Origin of the sequence: Sorangium sp. So ce321, from assembly GCF_051530195.1 — a bacterium.
Taxonomy (GTDB): Bacteria; Myxococcota_A; Polyangia; order Polyangiales; family Polyangiaceae; genus Sorangium.
Genome location: NZ_CP150329.1, coordinates 1,361,907 through 1,378,248, shown reverse-complemented (window position 1 = coordinate 1,378,248; position 16,342 = coordinate 1,361,907). Strand labels below are relative to the sequence as shown.

15 protein-coding genes are annotated in these 16,342 nt (G+C 70.9%); 8 read left to right on the top strand and 7 right to left on the bottom strand.

The window, feature by feature from the left end:
• Window positions 1–126 precede the first annotated feature (126 nt).
• Window positions 127–426 (bottom strand): hypothetical protein, encoded by a 300-nt coding sequence (locus tag WME89_RS05365; protein WP_438008176.1) that lies wholly within the window; start codon window positions 424–426, stop codon window positions 127–129.
• A gap of 161 nt (window positions 427–587) precedes the next feature.
• On the opposite strand from WME89_RS05365, the gene WME89_RS05360 reads away from it, so the two are divergent.
• From WME89_RS05360 to WME89_RS05340, 5 genes are all read left to right on the top strand, one after another.
• A complete protein-coding gene (locus tag WME89_RS05360) occupies window positions 588–770 on the top strand; it encodes a hypothetical protein (RefSeq protein WP_438008175.1) in 183 nt (60 codons plus the stop codon).
• 329 nt (window positions 771–1,099) lie between these two features.
• Window positions 1,100–2,176, top strand: a complete 1,077-nt coding sequence (locus WME89_RS05355) for a hypothetical protein (RefSeq protein ID WP_438008174.1) — start codon at window positions 1,100–1,102, stop codon at window positions 2,174–2,176.
• Between the two features lie 37 nt (window positions 2,177–2,213).
• The gene (locus WME89_RS05350) at window positions 2,214–2,870 is read left to right on the top strand and encodes an RNA polymerase sigma factor (RefSeq protein WP_438008173.1); all 657 of its coding nucleotides are present in this window, start codon (window positions 2,214–2,216) and stop codon (window positions 2,868–2,870) included.
• The gene (locus tag WME89_RS05345) at window positions 2,867–3,706 is read left to right on the top strand and encodes a hypothetical protein (protein WP_438008172.1); all 840 of its coding nucleotides are present in this window, start codon (window positions 2,867–2,869) and stop codon (window positions 3,704–3,706) included. The genes WME89_RS05350 and WME89_RS05345 overlap by 4 nt, the downstream gene beginning before the upstream one ends.
• Window positions 3,707–3,920: 214 nt before the next feature.
• Window positions 3,921–4,850 carry a hypothetical protein gene (locus tag WME89_RS05340; protein WP_438008171.1) on the top strand — a complete coding sequence of 310 codons (930 nt, stop codon included), beginning with the start codon at window positions 3,921–3,923 and terminating at the stop codon, window positions 4,848–4,850.
• 37 nt (window positions 4,851–4,887) lie between these two features.
• On the opposite strand, the gene WME89_RS05335 is transcribed toward WME89_RS05340, so the two are convergent.
• The 5 genes from WME89_RS05335 to WME89_RS05315 all read right to left on the bottom strand — a co-directional run bounded on the left by WME89_RS05335 (window position 4,888) and on the right by WME89_RS05315 (window position 12,711).
• A complete protein-coding gene (locus WME89_RS05335) occupies window positions 4,888–5,274 on the bottom strand; it encodes a nuclear transport factor 2 family protein (RefSeq protein ID WP_438008170.1) in 387 nt (128 codons plus the stop codon).
• 36 nt (window positions 5,275–5,310) lie between these two features.
• Complete coding sequence (locus WME89_RS05330) at window positions 5,311–5,700, bottom strand: hypothetical protein (RefSeq protein ID WP_438008169.1); 390 nt, start codon at window positions 5,698–5,700, stop codon at window positions 5,311–5,313.
• A 173-nt stretch (window positions 5,701–5,873) separates the two neighbouring features.
• The gene (locus WME89_RS05325; RefSeq protein WP_438008168.1) at window positions 5,874–9,278 is read right to left on the bottom strand and encodes an alpha/beta fold hydrolase; all 3,405 of its coding nucleotides are present in this window, start codon (window positions 9,276–9,278) and stop codon (window positions 5,874–5,876) included.
• A 108-nt stretch (window positions 9,279–9,386) separates the two neighbouring features.
• Complete coding sequence (locus tag WME89_RS05320) at window positions 9,387–11,453, bottom strand: alkaline phosphatase family protein (protein WP_438011894.1); 2,067 nt, start codon at window positions 11,451–11,453, stop codon at window positions 9,387–9,389.
• A 349-nt stretch (window positions 11,454–11,802) separates the two neighbouring features.
• A complete protein-coding gene (locus tag WME89_RS05315) occupies window positions 11,803–12,711 on the bottom strand; it encodes a LysR family transcriptional regulator (RefSeq protein ID WP_438008167.1) in 909 nt (302 codons plus the stop codon).
• Window positions 12,712–12,824: 113 nt separating this feature from the next.
• Between WME89_RS05315 and WME89_RS05310 the strand changes: the two genes are divergently transcribed.
• Together WME89_RS05310 and WME89_RS05305 are read left to right on the top strand one after the other, a co-directional pair.
• Window positions 12,825–13,679 (top strand): inositol monophosphatase family protein, encoded by an 855-nt coding sequence (locus WME89_RS05310; protein WP_438008166.1) that lies wholly within the window; start codon window positions 12,825–12,827, stop codon window positions 13,677–13,679.
• A 38-nt stretch (window positions 13,680–13,717) separates the two neighbouring features.
• Complete coding sequence (locus WME89_RS05305; protein ID WP_438008165.1) at window positions 13,718–14,356, top strand: NADPH-dependent F420 reductase; 639 nt, start codon at window positions 13,718–13,720, stop codon at window positions 14,354–14,356.
• Between the two features lie 96 nt (window positions 14,357–14,452).
• On the opposite strand, the gene WME89_RS05300 is transcribed toward WME89_RS05305, so the two are convergent.
• A complete protein-coding gene (locus WME89_RS05300) occupies window positions 14,453–15,196 on the bottom strand; it encodes an SDR family oxidoreductase (protein WP_438008164.1) in 744 nt (247 codons plus the stop codon).
• 219 nt (window positions 15,197–15,415) lie between these two features.
• On the opposite strand from WME89_RS05300, the gene WME89_RS05295 reads away from it, so the two are divergent.
• A complete protein-coding gene (locus tag WME89_RS05295) occupies window positions 15,416–16,312 on the top strand; it encodes an AraC family transcriptional regulator (RefSeq protein WP_438008163.1) in 897 nt (298 codons plus the stop codon).
• Window positions 16,313–16,342 lie beyond the last annotated feature (30 nt).

Below are 16,342 nucleotides of genomic sequence, written 5' to 3'. Positions count from 1 at the left end.
TTGACCCCCCTGAGGTACAAGGAACCCAAAGGCTTTCCCGGAAGTCAAGCGCCTCGCACTCCCGCTCTCGCAGCCGCTCGCGGCTCGCGGCTCGCCGCCGCGATCGTGGCGCTCAGCGTTATGTCCTCACCCGGACGTGCCCGCGGGCGGGATGACCCCCGTGCAGACCGGCGTCTGGTACGCGCCCGACCTGCGGTGGGCGTCCTTCGAGCTCCGCGCGCTCGGCGGCGGCGAGGACGCCTTCCTTTCCTGGAGCGAGGCGGCCGCCGTCGCCGCCGCCGCGGGGCTCATGACGCCCCCGCTCCTCGCCCGCGGGCGCAAGGCGGAGATCGCCGCGCTGTCCGAGCGCTTCCCGTCGCGGGTCGCGTCCGCCCTCGGGCTGCCGCCGCTCGGCCCGGAGAACCTCGCGGAGGGGCTCGTCGCCAAGCCGGATGTCCGCATGCCCGCCGCCGCCTACATGGCCTTGAAGCGGAAGATCGCCGAGATGCGCGAGGACCGCTTCGACGAGAGCGCGCCCTGGGACCCGGAGCGCCCGGTCGACCTCCCGGCGCTGATCGGCTGGGGCGAGCGGCTCGCGAACGGCCCGCGTGGCCTCCGCCGCCTCGAAGGTCGGGCGCCACGACCGGGCGGCCGTGATCGAGGAGGCGGCCCTCGACGTGCTCGTGGACCTCGAAGCGGCCTTCCCTGGCGCGATGCGCGCCCTCTCGCCCGAGAAAGGCGAGGCGCTCGAGCGCGCCATCAGGGCGGCCGTCGCGCGCCAGCCGCTCTGAAGAATTCGAGGGGATGGCTCAGGCCATCCTCCCCTGGGAGTCCCGAGCTCGCCTGAGGGCCATTCTCAGTAAACGGTGCTTACGAACGGGAGGTCCCGGGCTCGCCCGAGGGCCATCCTCAGTAAACGGTGTTTACCAACATCGTGCCACGGGCGCGCTCCGGCTCCGCGAGCTCCATGGCCCCACGAAGAAGCCCGAGGCGCGCTCTGGCCCGGAGCGCGGCGAACCGGGCTGAGCTCACCGGTGGATCGCGCCATGGGAATCGAGGGCTCTCCGATCCCTGCGATGGGGTGGCGCTCCGGGCGCTGCGGCGCGACAGTGGCATCAAGGTGAGGTCACGCTCCGCCGCGGCGCGGCTCTTCATGGTCTCCACGGTGCTCGCCGGCGGCGCTGTCGCGCGCGCTCAGACGACCGCTGCGCCCTTGCGCATCGAGTATCGCGCCGAGGCAGGGTGCCCGACGGAGGCGGAGTTTCGCGCGCGGGTCGGCGCCCGCCTCCGACGGCAGCTCGGGGAAGCGGACGCCGGGAGCGCGTACGTCGTGACCATCGATGAGCGCGACGGCCGCTTCACCGGGCGCCTCGGCGTCCGGGCGGCGGACGGGGCGGCGTCCGACCGCGATGTAGCGGGCGCCACTTGCGACGATGTCGTCGCCGCGCTCGCGGTGGTGACCGCGCTCGCCATCGACAGCCAGGCCGCGGAAGCCGCCGCCGCAGCCGCCGCGCCCGCGCCCTCCGCCCCCGCGAGCGCCGCCGCCGGAGCGGAAGCCACGGGCGCGACGACCGTGGCCTCCCCGTCGACGCCTTCCGCATCCGCGCGCGCCGCCCCCGCGCCGCCCCCGCCGGCCGACAGCGGGCGGGCGCGACCGCCTGGACCCGCGACCGACGCCGCGACGCACCTGACGCTCGGCGCGCAGCTCCTCGCTGGCGAGATGATCGGCGCGCCATCCCTCGGCGCGCGCCTCTTCGCGGAGCCCCCCCTCGCCGCGATGGACAACGGCGTCGGCCCGCTGCGCTTCGGCGCGCACGTCGAGACGTCCTCCGACGTCCCCTCGGCGGGCGGCTCGGCGTCGTTCCTGCTCGCGGCCGTCGCCGCCGACGCGTGTCCTGTCGGCGCGGCGCTCGGCGCCCTGCGCCTGGCCCCCTGCGCGCGCGTCGAGGGCGGACTCGTCGCGGCGAGCCTTCGTGGCGTCGCCCCGGCGCGCGGCGCGACGCGCGGGTGGCTCGCGCTCGCCCTGCCGCTGCGCGCCAGGCTGCCGGTCTGGGGCCCGTTCTTGCTCGACGCCGAGGCCGGGGTGCGCATGCCGCTGCTGCGCGACGGCCTCCTCGTCGACGGCGCCGGCTCCCCCGTCCGCCCGCCGCCGATCGAGGCCGTCTTCGCGCTCGGGCTGGGGTTGACGATTCCGTGATCCAGGCGCTCGCCTCCGAACATAGCGGCGGGAGACCATGATCAGCGCGACCCGCTCCGGCCCCTCTCCACGCGCGGAGGTCGCGCGCGACCCGGCCGTGACGGCGCGCGCCGACCGCGCCGGGCCGGGCGCGCCGCCACCGCCACCGCCGCCGTCGCCGTCGCCTTCTGCCGAGCGCTACCGCGCGCTGGTCGACGCGCATTTCGACTTCATCTGGCGCTCGCTGCGCGGGCTCGGCGTGCCCTCCGGTTCGGCCGACGACGCCGCGCAGCACGTCTTCCTGATCGCGTACCAGAAGCTCGAGGAGATCGCGCCCGGCCGCGAGCGCTCCTTCCTCTTCGGGACGGCGCTCGGGGTCGCGGCGAACGCGCGCCGCGCCGGGGCGCGCCGGCGCGAGCTCTGCGACGACGACGCGATGGCGGCGGCGGCCGACGGCGCGCCGGACCCGGAGCAGCTCATGGAGATGAAGCAGGCGCGCGAGCTGCTCGACGAGGTGCTCGACGCGATGGAGGACGACCTCCGCGTCGCCTTCGTCCTCTTCGAGCTCGAGGGCGTCCCGACGGAGGAGATCTCCGCGATGCTCGGGCTCCCGAAGGGCACCGTCGCGTCCCGCCTCCGGCGCGCGCGCGAGGAGTTCCGCGCGATCGCGAGGCGCGTCCAGGCGAGGGCGCAGCACGGGGGAGGCAAGCGATGAGCGATCCGAAGCCGCTCGGAGAGCTCCGAGAAGAGGAGACGACCGAGTTCGAGCGCACGCTGCTCCGCTCCTGGAAGCACGAGGCGCCGTCGTCGGCGGCGCGCGCGCGCGCGCTCGCGATCGCCGGGCTCGCCGCCGGAACGAGCGCAGCGCCGCCCACACCCGCGCCCGCGCCGCCCGCGCCCGCGCCGCAAGCGGCCCCGGGCAAGCTGCTGGCGATCGCGAAGTGGAGCCTCGGGACGGCGATCGGCGTCGGCCTCCTCGGCGCGGGCGTCGCGCTCCTCCGTCCCCCGGCGCCTCCCTCCGCGGCGGCGCCGTCGGGCGAGCCGCCGGCTGCGCTCGCGCCGCCCACCGCCGGCGAGCCACCGGCTGCGAGCACGCCGCCCGTCGCGCCCGCACCCATCGCGCCCGCGCCGACGCCCTCCGGGCCCGTGACGAGCGCCCCGCTCCCGCCCCAGACGAGCGCCCTGCCGGGCCCGGCGCCCGCCACCGTCGCGAGCCCGCCGCGCTCGACGAGCGCCGCGCCGCGCGCGCGGTCCGCGACTGTCGCGCCGGCCGACGCGCTCCGCGAGCAGGTCGCCATCATCGATCGCGCGCGCGACGCCCTCGGCGCCGGCGACGCGGCGGGGTGCCTCTCGGAGCTCGACGCCTACGACAGGAGGTTCCCCCGGAGCGCGATGGGCGAGGAGGCCACCGTGCTCCGCATCGAGGCGCTGATCCGCCTCGGCGATCGGGCCCGCGCGGCCGACCTGGGCCAGCGCTTCCTCGCCTCGCGCCCGACGAGCCCGCACGCCGCGGGCGTGCGCGCGCTCCTCGGCGCGACGACGAATCCGTGATCGAGCGGCGCGCGCGCGGACATCACGACAGGCGAGAGGGGCACTCCTCACCAAGAGCGGATGGCCATGAATCGAGTCTCGACGTTCAACCCTCTCTTCCAGCGCGCCGGCGCGAACGTGCTCTCAAGCACGCTCCACAGATGACATGACGTGTTCGGCTCGTCGAACGTGTCGAGTGCGTTCTATACGAGACATTTCAACAGAGAGGCTTGTTATGGGTTGGTTGTCACGGTCCACGCGCCACGTGCGGCGCGCGTTGATGGTGGGAGCGGCGGTGGCGCGCCTCTCCCTGCCGGGGAGCGCCGCGGCGCAGGAGGCGCGCGCTCCGGGGTCGGGAGAGGACCAGAGTCGCGAGGACGTCGCCCAGCGGCGCGAGCGCGCCGCGCTCCTGGCGACGCACTATCACGACGCGGTCAGGCTGCACTCCATGGGAAGAGGGCTGCCCATCCTCTTCAGCGGTCTCGGCGGGGTGAGCCTCGCGCTGAGCCTGGCCGGGGAGGGCATCGACGCTCCGACGCGCATCGCCTTCGCCTCCGGCTCCGCGACGATGCTCGCCGGCGGGCTGGGCGCGCTCGCGGTGCCGGAGACCTACAGGCCAAACACCCTGGCGACCGCCGGGATGCTCTCGCAAGGGAGCCTCTGGCTCGGGTTCGCGCTCCTCGACAGCGAACCGATCCCGAGGATGACGCTCGTCTCGCTCTCGGCGGGACATTATGCGACCGGCTTGCTCTCCGGCCTCAACCTGGCGCTCTCCGACTACACGCCTGTCTCGCGGCTTCGCGCCGACCACGCGCTGGTGGCGACGCCCGGGTGGCGCGCCCGGCTGTCAGACGCGCAGCTCGCGAGCATCGAGCGGGATCTGCTCGGCACCGAGCCTGCGATCCCGAGGTGGGCCATCTTCCTCCCGGTCGCGCTCGGCGGGGTCGCCGCCGCCGCGCCCGTGCTGGATCCCGAGCTGCCGGCGGAGAAGCGGATGATGAGCGCTATCTTCGGTTTGCTCAACTTCACGTGGTCGCTCGCCGCCATGCTCGAGCAGGAGCACCCGGTGCAGGCCTACCAGCGCGACCTGCGCCGGGCCGGCCTGCGCGTCGCGCCGTCGGGCCCCGACGGCACCGCGGGCCTCACGGTCTCTGGCAAGTTCTGACGGGGGGTCGGCGGGCGGCGCCGGGCGGCGCGCCTGCTCAGGAGAAGACGGCGAGCAGCTTCGTCACGTCATAGAACTCCCTGACGTGGCGGAGCTTCTGCTGCTCGTCGAACATGAAGATCCCGATGCCCTCGAGGGTGATGCGCTCCCCTCGCCTGGTCAGGATGTCACCCGACCAGCGCACCGCGCTCTCGCTGCCGCACGTCATGATCTCGCGAACGACCATCTCGACGCGCTCGATCTTCGACTTGCCTGCGTCCACGAACCGGCGGATCGCCTCGCGCCCCTGGATCGGCGGCGTACCCACCGGATCCTCGAGGATGCCGTCCGGGGAGAAGAACTCCACGAAGGCGCCGGTATCCGGCTCGTTCGCCACCACGTTGAAATAGGCCTCGATGATCTGCCTCGCATCCGCTTCCTTCACGGCACTAACCTCCTCTTGCATGGCTCATTCATTGTCTCATCCATCCCCGCCGGTCGCCTCGGCGGGCCGGCCGACCCCGCTCGCCCACGCCAGCGCGACCACCAGCAGCCCCAGCGCGATCACGATCCCCTGGCGCGACCACGCTCCGACCCACATCACGGCCTGCCCGGTCGCGCGCTGCGCCACCACGGCGCCGCTCATGTTCCGGCGCACGTACCGGCCGAAGGCGCTGTCCTTGCGCGGCTCGAGGTCGGCGAAGCGGAGGAGCAGCGCTGTCACGGCGATCGACGGCAGGAAGCCGATCGCCATCGCGAGCGCGAGCTCGTGTCGCCAGAGCGCGATCGAGGACGCGGCGCTCGACGCGAAGTCGGTCGCCAGCTTGAGCGGATGGATCTGGTGATAGAGGAACTTCTCTCCACGGGTCATCGCTGGCTCCGTCACGTCCAGGCGGCGAGCGCGCGCGCCGTGGCACCGTACCACGGAGCGCACCGCCCCGGGTCGCCTCGCCCTTTCGGCGCTGCGACTTCCTCCCGGTCACGTCGTGTCCAGCGACTCCCGCCGCGCGACCGACCGTCGGCGCCCTCGCGACGTCGGCGCCCTCAGGTCCGGTCGAGGTGCTTGACCACCGACGGGTAAACGTCGGTGGACGCGCTCTTGCCGAAGATGCAGTCGATGTGGCCGTACCCGGGGATGACGTCGCGCGAGTAGAGGGCCGCGCCGTTCCGCGCCGCGAGCGCCTCGACCGTCTTCTCGGTGCTCGCCGGCAGGAAGCACTGGTTCTCCGCGCCGTGGATGAAGTGGATCGGGATCGCCATCCGGTCGAGGTGCGGCAGGTAGACGTCCTTCCCTTCGGCGTCGACCACGTAGCCCTTGCGGGTCATCAGCGCGAGCCCCTCGAACGCGCGCATCGTGGCCTCGCCGAAGAGCTCGTAGAGCCGATCGTGCGTGGCGTAATTCAGCTGCGCGTGCTCGTAGAGCGGGGCGTACATGAACGAGATCCGGTGGCACACGGCGCTGTCGCAGTGCTCACCGGACCCGACGGGATAGAGCGCGAGCGCGCGATCGTAGAGGTGCGAGAAGAACCCCTCGTGCGACGAGGCGTTCGTCGTGAGCGACCTGACGCCGAGCGCGTCGAGCACGTCGGGCGTATGCAGGCCTGCCTTCAGGTGCACCATGGCGGGCGTGACGACGTGCGTGGAGATCTGCGAGAGCACCGCGGAGCGGACGCCCTCGAGTCCGGCGAGCATTGCCATCGTGAACGTCGTCGCGCCGTAGCAGTGGGCGACGACCTGGATGCTCGCCGCGCCCGTGACCTCGCGCACCTTCGCCACGGCAGCGGGGTAGTCGTGGAGCGCGATCTGATCGGCCGTGTATTGCGTCTTCGACGCGGGGAGCAGCACGCTCGACCGGAAGTCGAGCAGCCAGACGTCGTAGCCGTGGGCCACGAGGTGCTCGAGCAGGTTCGTCTCGATGGTGTCGGTCGTGAAGATCCGGCTCGAGACGCCGAGCCCATGCGCGAGCATCACCGGCCCCTTCGACGCGCCCTCGGCCTTGTACCGCGTCAGGAGGAGATCGACGCCGTCGCTGGTCTTGAACGGGAAGAGGCGCGGGCCGGGCGCGCGCAGCGGCCTGCGCTTCCGGGGCGCGGGGTTCGAGTCGGCGTACTGGAGCGGCGCTGCCACGCCGCCGTAATAATCGTAGACCACGCCCGCGAAGAAGCGCCCGAACTTCACCGTCGTGGCGAGGCGCTCCTCGGCGTTCTTCGCGTTCGTGACGTCGAGCGTCCCGAGCTGGCGGATGAAATCCTCCGGCTCGATCACGAGGATCCCCTTGCCGATCACCGGTCCCTTGTCGTCCTCGCCCTCATGAATGGTGATGTAGAGCGTGGTGGTGTCGTGCCACACGTCCCAGATCGGGCGCTCGGTGACCACCTTGAAGCCGTAGAAATAGAAAGAGCGCCCCTCCTCCGAGGCGAGCCGCATCGAGTACTTCATGTTCCGCGTGTCGGCGGCGTTCGGGTCCTGCACGAAGAGGTTGAACGTCCCGTGCGTCACCGTGAGCGGGCGCCCCGAGAGCGTGGGCGCGTTCACGGTGCCGAGCAGGGGCGCGGCGTGCTCCGGGCTCGCGATCATCGTGTCGACGTCCTCGGACACGATCGTGAGGATGAACTTGAAGCTCGAGTCCTCTTGCTTGCCCAGCTCGGCGGCGGTCTCATAATCGCTGTCGACCGCCTTCGAGAAGTACCCCTTCATCGTCTCGGTGAAGCGGATCCCGGGCTTGCGCGTCACGGGCTCGGGGGGGATCGGGCCCTTGTCGGAGTAATCGATGTGGAGCCCGCGGTCGCGGGCGAGGTGGATCGCGCAGCGCTCTGCGAGCGCCGAGATCGTGAGCAGCGGATTGACGCCGAGCGAGACGGGGATGATCGAGCCGTCGCAGACGTAGAGCCCCTCGTGGACCGCGGCGCCGGTGCTCGACGCGAAGACCGTGCCCCTGTCGTTGACGACGCCTGCCTCGGCCGAGTCGGCCATCATGCAGCCGCCGAGCGGGTGCACGGTGATGAGCTTGTCGCCGATCTTCGGGGACCAGATCGGGTCCTTGACCGAGATCCCCTCGTGCGGCGCCGTCGTCTCGAAGAGGCGCGCGTTCATCTTCTCGAAGATCGGTTCGGTGCCCACGTCGGGCCACTCGATCCGCAGCTGGTCGCTCTCCAGCTTCATCGTGCCGCTGTTCGACTCGTGCCCCATCACCAGGTACGTCTGCGTGTGCATCGTGGCGCCGTGGTAAGCCCCCAGGAGGAGCGACTCTGTCTCGCGCAGCCCCTGGGCCAGGGCGCTCTGCGGGGCGGTGTTCGAGCCGCCGATCGCGGAGGCCGCCTTGAACATGAGCGGCAAGATCGGCGCGAGCGCGCCAGGGATCGACCCCTCCTCGATGATGATGTCGTCCCTCATGTCCGCCTGGTTGCGCATGTCGATCACGCTGGTGATGCATGGCCCGACGGGCGCCATCGTCCCGACCGCGCGGTGCCCGAAGCCGAGCCCGTCGAGCGTCGGCGTGCAGTTGTAGCCGAAGCCGAGCATGTCGCCGTTGCCGCTGAACCCCTGGCCGATCGTGTCGGACATCGGCAGCCCGAGCTCCTTCGACCGGAGCAGGATCTCGGTCGAGCCGAGCGCCCCGGCGGAGAGGACGACGATCTTGGCGGTGACGACCAGCGTCGGCGCGTCGAACGCCTCGCGGCCGACGTCGAGCACCTGATAGTGAACGTTCCACTTCCCGTCGCTCCGGCGCTCGACGTGGCGCACGCTCGCCTCGACGAAGATGGAGGCGCCGTTGCGCCTGGCGTCGGGCAGGTAGTTCATCAAGACGGTGTTCTTCGCCCCGAAGTTACAGCCCGAGACGCAGTCGCCGCAGTTCGTGCAGGCCTTCTGCTCGACGCCAGCGGCGTTGATGCCGTCCTCGAAGGTCACGTTGATGTTCAGGCGCCGGAACGGCTGCCCCATCACCTCCGCTGAGCGCTCGAGCGCCGTCAGCTTGGGCAGCGGGGGGTAGCTCTGGGGATAGGGCTTCGGCGAGAGCATCCGCTCGGCGAGCATGTACCCCGTGTTGAGGTGCTCCATGCCCTCGCCGCGGAGCCTGGCCGGCCAGCGCGGGTCGTCGAAGACGCGCGCCTCGGCGCGGATCGACACGTTGGCGTTGATGAGGGAGGTGCCGCCGAGGCCGCAGCCGACGAGCACGCCGATGTCCTTGTTGATGTGCAGATCGAACAGGCCTGTGCGCGAGCCTTCATGACCCAGGACCGGGAGGTTCATCTGCACCTCCTCCGCGGCCTCCAGCGCTGTGTTCGGATACTCGCCCGGCTGCCGCTCCCGCCCGCGCTCGAGCACGCAGACCTTCAGGCCGGCGCGCGCGAGCCGGGACGCCATGATCGCGCCACCGTAGCCCGAGCCCACGATGACGGCGTCGTACTCCGCGTCAATCTCCTCGATGTCCGACGAAAGACGATTCATTCTCTGCTCCCTCCATCCTTGAAATCCGTCGAGCTCGGCCGCGCGCATGGACGCCCGGCCGCCGCGCTGTATGTTCGGTCGATCGTGGTCACGCTCACCGGCCCGGCGTCACCGGCTCTGCGCCGCGGCCGGGGAGGCGATCGGCTCGATGATCCAGAAGTACGCGTCCCTCCGGGTCGTCACGCCGTTCTCGCTCCGGGTCAGGTACGCCCCGGAGTGCTTGTTCCTGAAGGCCACCGCGTCGCCGAACCGCACGGGCCGGCCCTTGACGGCGCTCTCGATGGTCCACGTCTGCTTCGTGTACCTGGTCCTGTCCAGGACCGGGTCGTAGTCGTTGAAGTAGTAGCAATTCCGCGCGTCGCTCCATGCGCCCAGCATGTTGAAGGCCCCGATACTCGCCTCGGTCGAGGCGAGCGCGACCTCGTCGCCGTCGCGGACCTCTCCCGGTCTCGCGTCCCGCGAGCTCTTCTCCAGAAAGAGCTCGACGGCCTCTCCGCCGAGGGTCGGGAAGTACTCCGCCACCTCCGGGTCCGACGCCGAGAGCAGGCCCAGGATCGTCCGTTCCTTGACGGCGCTCGAGAGGCGCTCGCCGCGGTCGCTCCTCAGGTGGAACCGATCGAAATAGTTGAACGCCTCCCCCGGCTCGCGCGCCACCTGGAGGAACCGGACGTCGCGTTCATCGCGGCGAGGCTCCTCCAGGGTGACCACCCCCTCGAACGTGGGCGCGCCCATCGCGCGCTCCATGAACATGGGCAAGAGCCGCTCTTCCCCGTACCACTTCAGGATCGTGGCGATGAGCGAGGTATGGTCGAAGGGCTGCTCGCGCGTCGACCGGAACACGGTCCCCTTCTGGATGCGCGGCGAGACGAGGATCGCGGGCACGCGGACGCCGTAACGATCAAAATTGAAGCCGTGCTGGGTCTCGAACCCAGGGCGGCCGCTCCCCCAGGGGGGCACGGCGGCGGGCGGCGGGACGTGGTCGAAGGTGCCGACGCCCTCGTCGAACGTCACGATGAGCAGCGTCTTCTCCCAGGCCGCGCGGTTCGCGATGAGGCTCATGTAGACGCTCTGAAGGAACGCCTCCCCTGCGCTCAGGTTCCCCGGAGGGTGATAGTCGTTCCCCAGCGCCGTGGCGAGGCTCTGGAGCCTGCTCACGTCGGTGGACTCCTGCGACATGCTCCAGGACGGCTCCAGGAGGCTGAAGCGCGGGAGCGTCCCTGCCCGCGCCTGCTCGTGGAACTCGTCGATGCGGGCGAAGCGGCGCTCGACCTCCGGGATGGCACGCAGGCCGTTGAACAGGCGGTACGTGTAGCAGGACGAGAGCTCGCCGGACGAGAGCTCGATCAGGTATCTCTGGTGATCGGCGTCGAGGTGCTCCGTCAGGTTGACGGCGAGCTCGACCAGGTGACCGACCCAGGTCTTTCCGCCGGTGAGGGCGAACGATATCTTCTCGGGCAGGGTGCTCGTCTGCCAGAAGATCTTCCAGTCGTCGTGGCCGGCGTCGTGGAGCGCGTTCCAGAGGGTCTTCGTGTCGAACTGGTCGTCGCCGAGGCCGAACCCTACCTTCTCCTCGATCAGCTTGGCCCTCGGGTCCTTCTCGAGCCAGCCATTGTCGGTCAACCCCAGCGACGTGCCGCAGAAGGTGAAGGCCCGGTTGGGGTTCGTCTGGGAGGGCACCGACGAGAACCACATGTCGCAGACGGCGTAATGCTCTGCGAGCCCATTGAGGACCGGGAGCTGCTCCGGGGTGTAGCTCTCCAGGACCTCCCCCGCGAGCGCGCGGAGCGCGTCCGGGTTGTCCTTGGCGATGCCCGATCTCCTGATGGCCGCCACGTAATCCTGGAGAAATCCCTTCATGGTGGGGATATCGCCGGGCGCGACGTCCTCTTTCCCGAAGAGCTGCACGTTGACGCTCTTGAACTCCTCGTTCGGCGCGACGCAGGGCACGTTCAGGGCAGAGGCGCCCTTCACGGGGGCGCCGCCGAGCCCCTCCGCCGAGCTGGTGAACGCCGTCAGATCGAGGCCGTCCAGGCCCTCGAAGCGGCGCGCGCCAGGGGCGGGCTCCGGGATGTTCAGCGCCGGCCCCTGGCCTTTATCTGCATAGAGCCACCCGAGGACGCTGTCGAAAGAGCGATTCTCGAGAATGACGAGCACGACGTGCTCGATGGATTCCATTGTCACGTTCCATCCCCTTGCAAGGCTCCACCGGCTGCAACCGATTGATGGAGCACCTCGTGAGCCCACATGGCGCAATGCAGCACGAGCTCGCCAGCGCGCGCTCATCGGAGCCCGCTCCTCGAGCGAGCCCGCCGCAAATCAGCTCTGCGTGATCCCCCTGCGTACCCCGCGTCACGGCTGCATGCGCGGAGCGGAGCACGAGGCTAGAACGAACCTTCCTTGATGACAAGACGTAAGCGAAGCGCTGTAGCAAGGCGCGACCGAGGTGACCTCGCCACACATTTGCATGCGAACGACGAGATGTGCCTCGACGTCCTTCACGTGACGAGGCACCGCCCCTCCTGGGCTACGTCTCTCCACGACAGATGCCCTGAAGGATCTCGCGGGTTTGCCCTCGCAGCCACGCGTGCGCCTTGTCGCTCTCGTGGCGCTGGTGCCACAGCTGAACGATCCGGAGCTCCGGCACCTCGAGCGGCAGCGGAAGGGAGCTGAGGCCGAGCGCCCGCAGGGCCGGACCGCAGACGCGCGCCGGCAGCACGACGACGAGGTCGCTCTCGTGGACGAAGTGAATGGCGGCCGCGCTCGTGGGGGCCGCCGCGACGACGCGCCGCCGCAGCCCCAGGGCCTCGAGCGCGTCGTCGATGGGATCGCGCAGGCGGCCGCGGCGTGACACCGTGACGTGGAGCGCCTGGGCGTAGCGCCTGGCGGTGAGCCGGCCGCGCGCGAGCGGGTGTTCCCTGCGAACGGCGACGACGAGGCGATCCTGGCCGATCAGGTCCCCGCGGATCTCGGGGAGCGGGGGCTCCGCCGAGCCGATCTCGAGATCCACGCGCCCGTGGCGCAGATCATCGCTGTCTCCCGTGGGCTCTCCGAGGAGCCGGAGCTGCGCCCGAGGGGCCTGCTCCTGCACCGCGAGCAACAGCCGCATGCCGAGCGCCGTCGTGAGCGCGTCGTGACAGCGGACGGTGAAGATCCGCTCGAGCTTCGCCAGGTCGAGCTCCCCCTCGGGCGCGAACACCGTGTGCGCCCGCTGGACGATGGCCTGGACCTCCTGGCGCAGGGCCAGCGCGCGCGGCGTCAGCGTCATCGTCCGGCCGGTGCGCACCAGGATCGGGTCCCCGGTGGCGTCGCGGATGCGCCCCAGGGTCCGGCTCATCGCCGGCTGGGAGAGGTGCAAGCGGGCCGCGGCAGCGCTGACGCTCTTCTCCTCGAGCAGCGCGTCGAGGGCCGTGAGCAGGTTCAAATCCACATGCATGTGGGTAATCCTTCGTATACCAACTATGCATTGGACGACATAGGTCGTCCAGGGTTTACTCCTCCCAGCGACGGGTCGCGACGAAGCGCGGGCCGCTCGCCTCAGGAGGAATCATGTCGACACATTCCGAGCCATCGAGCAGCCATGCGACGCCGGGGGACCGGAGCCCGGCCAGCGCCGAGGACGAGTCCCTGCTGCCCACGGTCGTCGCGGCGCTCTCCGCGGCAGGCGAGCGGCTCGTCGGTCGGTTCTCGACGGCGCCGCGCCTCGCGAGCCGGGAGGACGTCTTCGCCGCGCTCGCCGCCAACGACGCTGTCTCTCTCGACGTCATCCGTGAGCCGCTGTCGCGCGCTCGCCCGGGTGCGCGGTGGGTCGAGGACGAGCTCGAGCGCGGGCCCCTCCCGCCAGGGGAGTGGTGGGTGACCGACGCCGTCGAGGGGAACATCAACCACGTTCACGGGATGACCGACTGGTGCGTCACGGCGACCCTCGTCCGCGACAACGAGCCGGTCCTGACCGTGGTGCACCTGCCGCTGAGCGGCGAGACGTACACCGCCCGGAAGGGCGCCGGCGCGTACCTGGGGACCAGGAGAATCCAGGCGTCGACGAAGACGCAGCTCGACGCGGCCTTCGTCGGGACCAGCCAGGCGATGCCGGGCGAGGACCAGGAGACGTACCGGCGGATCGGCCAGTCCGTCACCGCGATGCTCGGAAGTGCGCTCGTCCTGCGCGTATCGGTCCCGGCCACACTCCAGCTCGTTCAGGTCGCGGCCGGCCGGATGGACGTCTTCTGGCAATACAGCCAGATCCTCTCCGGGCTCCTCGCGGGCGCGCTGCTCGTCGCGGAGGCCGGGGGCGCGGTCACGGACACACGCGGCAACCGCTGGAGCCTGGCCAGCGAGGACTTCCTGGCTGCCGCGCCGCAGCTCCACGCGGGCGCGGTCGGCGTCCTGTCCACCGTCCGCTGAAGCAGCCAGAGAGAGGGATCTGAATCATGGAGCGCATCGTGGAAAATATCGGAATCCTCGGCTCGGGGCGCGTCGCCACGGTCCTGGCCAACAAGCTCGCGGGCGCCGGCCACGCCGTCGCGATCGGCACCAGAGACCCCGCGCAGGCGGCGGCGAAATTGTCGGGAGCGCGGGTCGAGCTCAGGGATCAAGCGGAGACCGCGCGCCGGGCCGCGATCGTCATCAACGCCACCCCCGGAGATACGAGCGTCGAGCGGCTCGGCGCCCTCCGGGAGGAGCTGAAGGGAAAGATCTTGATCGACATCTCCAACGCGACAGTGCGCGACCAGAACGGCTTGCCCGGCAGCCCGCTCTACCCGGGCGGCAGCGTCGCCGAGCGCCTGCAGGACGCGCTGCCGGAGACGGCCGTGGTCAAGACGCTGAACACCATGCTGTTCACCGTCATGGCGGATCCCAGGAGCCTGCGCATCCCCCCGACCGCGTTCCTCTCCGGCAACGACGAGAACGCGAAGGCCGTCGTCGCGAGGCTGCTCGGCGATCTGGGGTGGCCGGCTGACTGGATCGAGGATCTCGGAGATGTCACGACCGCTCGCGGGACCGAGGCGTTCGTCACGCTCGTCCCCTTCGTGCTGCGCAAGCGAGGGCTCGCGCCGTTCGCCCTCACGATCGCCCGGTGAGGGTCGCGCGCCCCCGGCCGCGCGAGGGCGCTGGGCCCCTGGCCGACGCCGATCACGAGAAGCGCGACAGGCGAGCCCAGCGCCCCATCGCGCTGCTCATCTCGCCCGAGCCAGCGCCACCGCGTCGGGACCTGCCGGGAAGCGGAGCTGCCCCGATGCGTCGTTCGCGGCGCGCCACACCGCCTCGGCCACGTCGGACTCGGTCGTCACCAGCGCCGGCTGCCCGAGGGAAGCGAAGATACGCTGCGCGAAAGGCGCGTAGGCGTCGGGGATCAGCCCTTGCATGCGAGGCCCCCCGTTGCTCGTGAAGCGCGTCGTCGGGGCGTAGCCTGGCTCGACCAGCTTCACGCGCACGTCGAAGGCCTCGAGCTCGAAAGCAAGCGACGCGCTGAACCCTTCGATGGCTGTCTTGCTCGCTGTGTACACGGCGACCAGCGGCATCGGCGCGAGCGTCGCGCTCGAGGTCACGTTCACCACCACGCCCGATCTCCGCGCGCGGAGCTGGGGCAGCACGGCCTGCGTCATCGCCATCACGCCGAAGGTGTTGGTCTCGAACACCTCGCGCACCGTGGTCATCGGCGTTGCCTCGAAGGCGCCCATGAGCCCGATGCCGGCGTTGTTGACGAGGACGTCGATAGGCCCGCTCGCCTCGAGCGCAGCCGCGATGCTGGCGGGCCTCGTCACGTCGAGCCCCACCACGCGCAGCCGGTCCGACCGAGGCAGCACGTCCTCGCGCGGCGTCCGCATGGTGGCGACCACGTTCCAGCCCTGCGCGTGAAAGTGGCGCGCCGTCTCGAGGCCATAGCCCGAGGAGCAACCGGTGATCAGAACGGTCTTCATGTCGTCCCTCCATGGCGAAGCTCGCCGGAAACGGGCGCGTCGCCCTGCTGCCGAGCGCAGCCAGCGACGAGCGGGGCGCTCCTCGCGTGAAACACAACCACTGCCTTCATGTCGACTCCTTCGCCGCGGTGCGCGCGTCGTTCATGGGGAGGAACATAGCTGTGGCGCGCTGGACTATCTATCGTTGAGAGTCCGCATTTCGTTTGCTACAGTCCAGGCGTGAGCGACCCTCTCTCGGAAGTGATCGCGCTGCTCCAGCCGCGCACCGTGTTCTCGAAGGTCATCAGCGGCGCCGGCCGCTGGGGTGTTCGCTACTCGAGCTTCGGCCAGCCGAGCTTCTGCGCCGTGCTGGAGGGCAGCTGCCGGCTCGCGGTCGACGGCGAGCGTGCCCTGACGCTCGAGGCGAGCGACTTCGTGCTCCTGCCGGCGACGCCTGGCTTCACCCTCTCGGGCTTCGAGCCGGTGAAGCCAGCGCGCGTCGACCCGAAGGTGACGCCCGCGCCGACGGGCGAGGTCCGCCATGGCACGCGCGGTGGACGCCCCGACGCGCGGCTGCTCGGCGGCTACTTCATCTTCGACTCGCCTGACGCGGCGCTGCTCGTGTCGCTGCTGCCGGCGGTGTTGCACGTGCGCGGCGTCGAGCGGCTCTCGGTGCTCGTGCGGCTCGTGGGCGACGAGTCGAACGAGCAGAGATCGGGGCGCGACCTCGTGCTCACGCGGCTCGTGGAGGTGCTGCTCATCGAAGCGCTGCGGTCGACCTCGGCTGAGGACGCGCCGCCAGGGCTCCTGCGCGGGTTGGCCGATCCGCGGCTCGCGCCGGCGATACGGGAGATGCACGGTCAGCTCGCGCGCTCATGGACGGTGGCCGAGCTCGCGAAGACGGCGGCCCTCTCGCGCTCGGCGTTCTTCGAGCGCTTCAGCCGCACCGTGGGCCTGCCGCCGATGGAATACCTGCTCGCCTGGCGCATGGCCGTCGCGAGGGACCTGCTCCGCCGGCATGATCTGGGGATCGCCGAGGTCGCCGAGCGCGTCGGCTACGGCTCGGCGAGCACCTTCAGCACCGCGTTCAGCCGCCACGTGGGCCAGCCTCCGAGCCGCTTCGCCCGCGCGGGCTAGCTCCGCGCGTCGTCCTCGACGACAAGCGCG

Excerpts from the sequence above, each read along its gene's own strand:
- WME89_RS05300 (WP_438008164.1), bottom strand. The coding sequence starts at position 15,196 with ATGAAGACCGTTCTGATCACCGGTTGCTCCTCGGGCTATGGCCTCGAG.
- WME89_RS05345 (WP_438008172.1), top strand. The coding sequence starts at position 2,867 with ATGAGCGATCCGAAGCCGCTCGGAGAGCTCCGAGAAGAGGAGACGACC.
- WME89_RS05310 (WP_438008166.1), top strand. The coding sequence starts at position 12,825 with ATGTCGACACATTCCGAGCCATCGAGCAGCCATGCGACGCCGGGGGAC.
- WME89_RS05350 (WP_438008173.1), top strand. The coding sequence starts at position 2,214 with ATGATCAGCGCGACCCGCTCCGGCCCCTCTCCACGCGCGGAGGTCGCG.
- WME89_RS05320 (WP_438011894.1), bottom strand. The coding sequence starts at position 11,453 with ATGGAATCCATCGAGCACGTCGTGCTCGTCATTCTCGAGAATCGCTCT.
- WME89_RS05325 (WP_438008168.1), bottom strand. The coding sequence starts at position 9,278 with ATGAATCGTCTTTCGTCGGACATCGAGGAGATTGACGCGGAGTACGAC.
- WME89_RS05330 (WP_438008169.1), bottom strand. The coding sequence starts at position 5,700 with ATGACCCGTGGAGAGAAGTTCCTCTATCACCAGATCCATCCGCTCAAG.
- WME89_RS05315 (WP_438008167.1), bottom strand. The coding sequence starts at position 12,711 with ATGCATGTGGATTTGAACCTGCTCACGGCCCTCGACGCGCTGCTCGAG.
- WME89_RS05340 (WP_438008171.1), top strand. The coding sequence starts at position 3,921 with ATGGGTTGGTTGTCACGGTCCACGCGCCACGTGCGGCGCGCGTTGATG.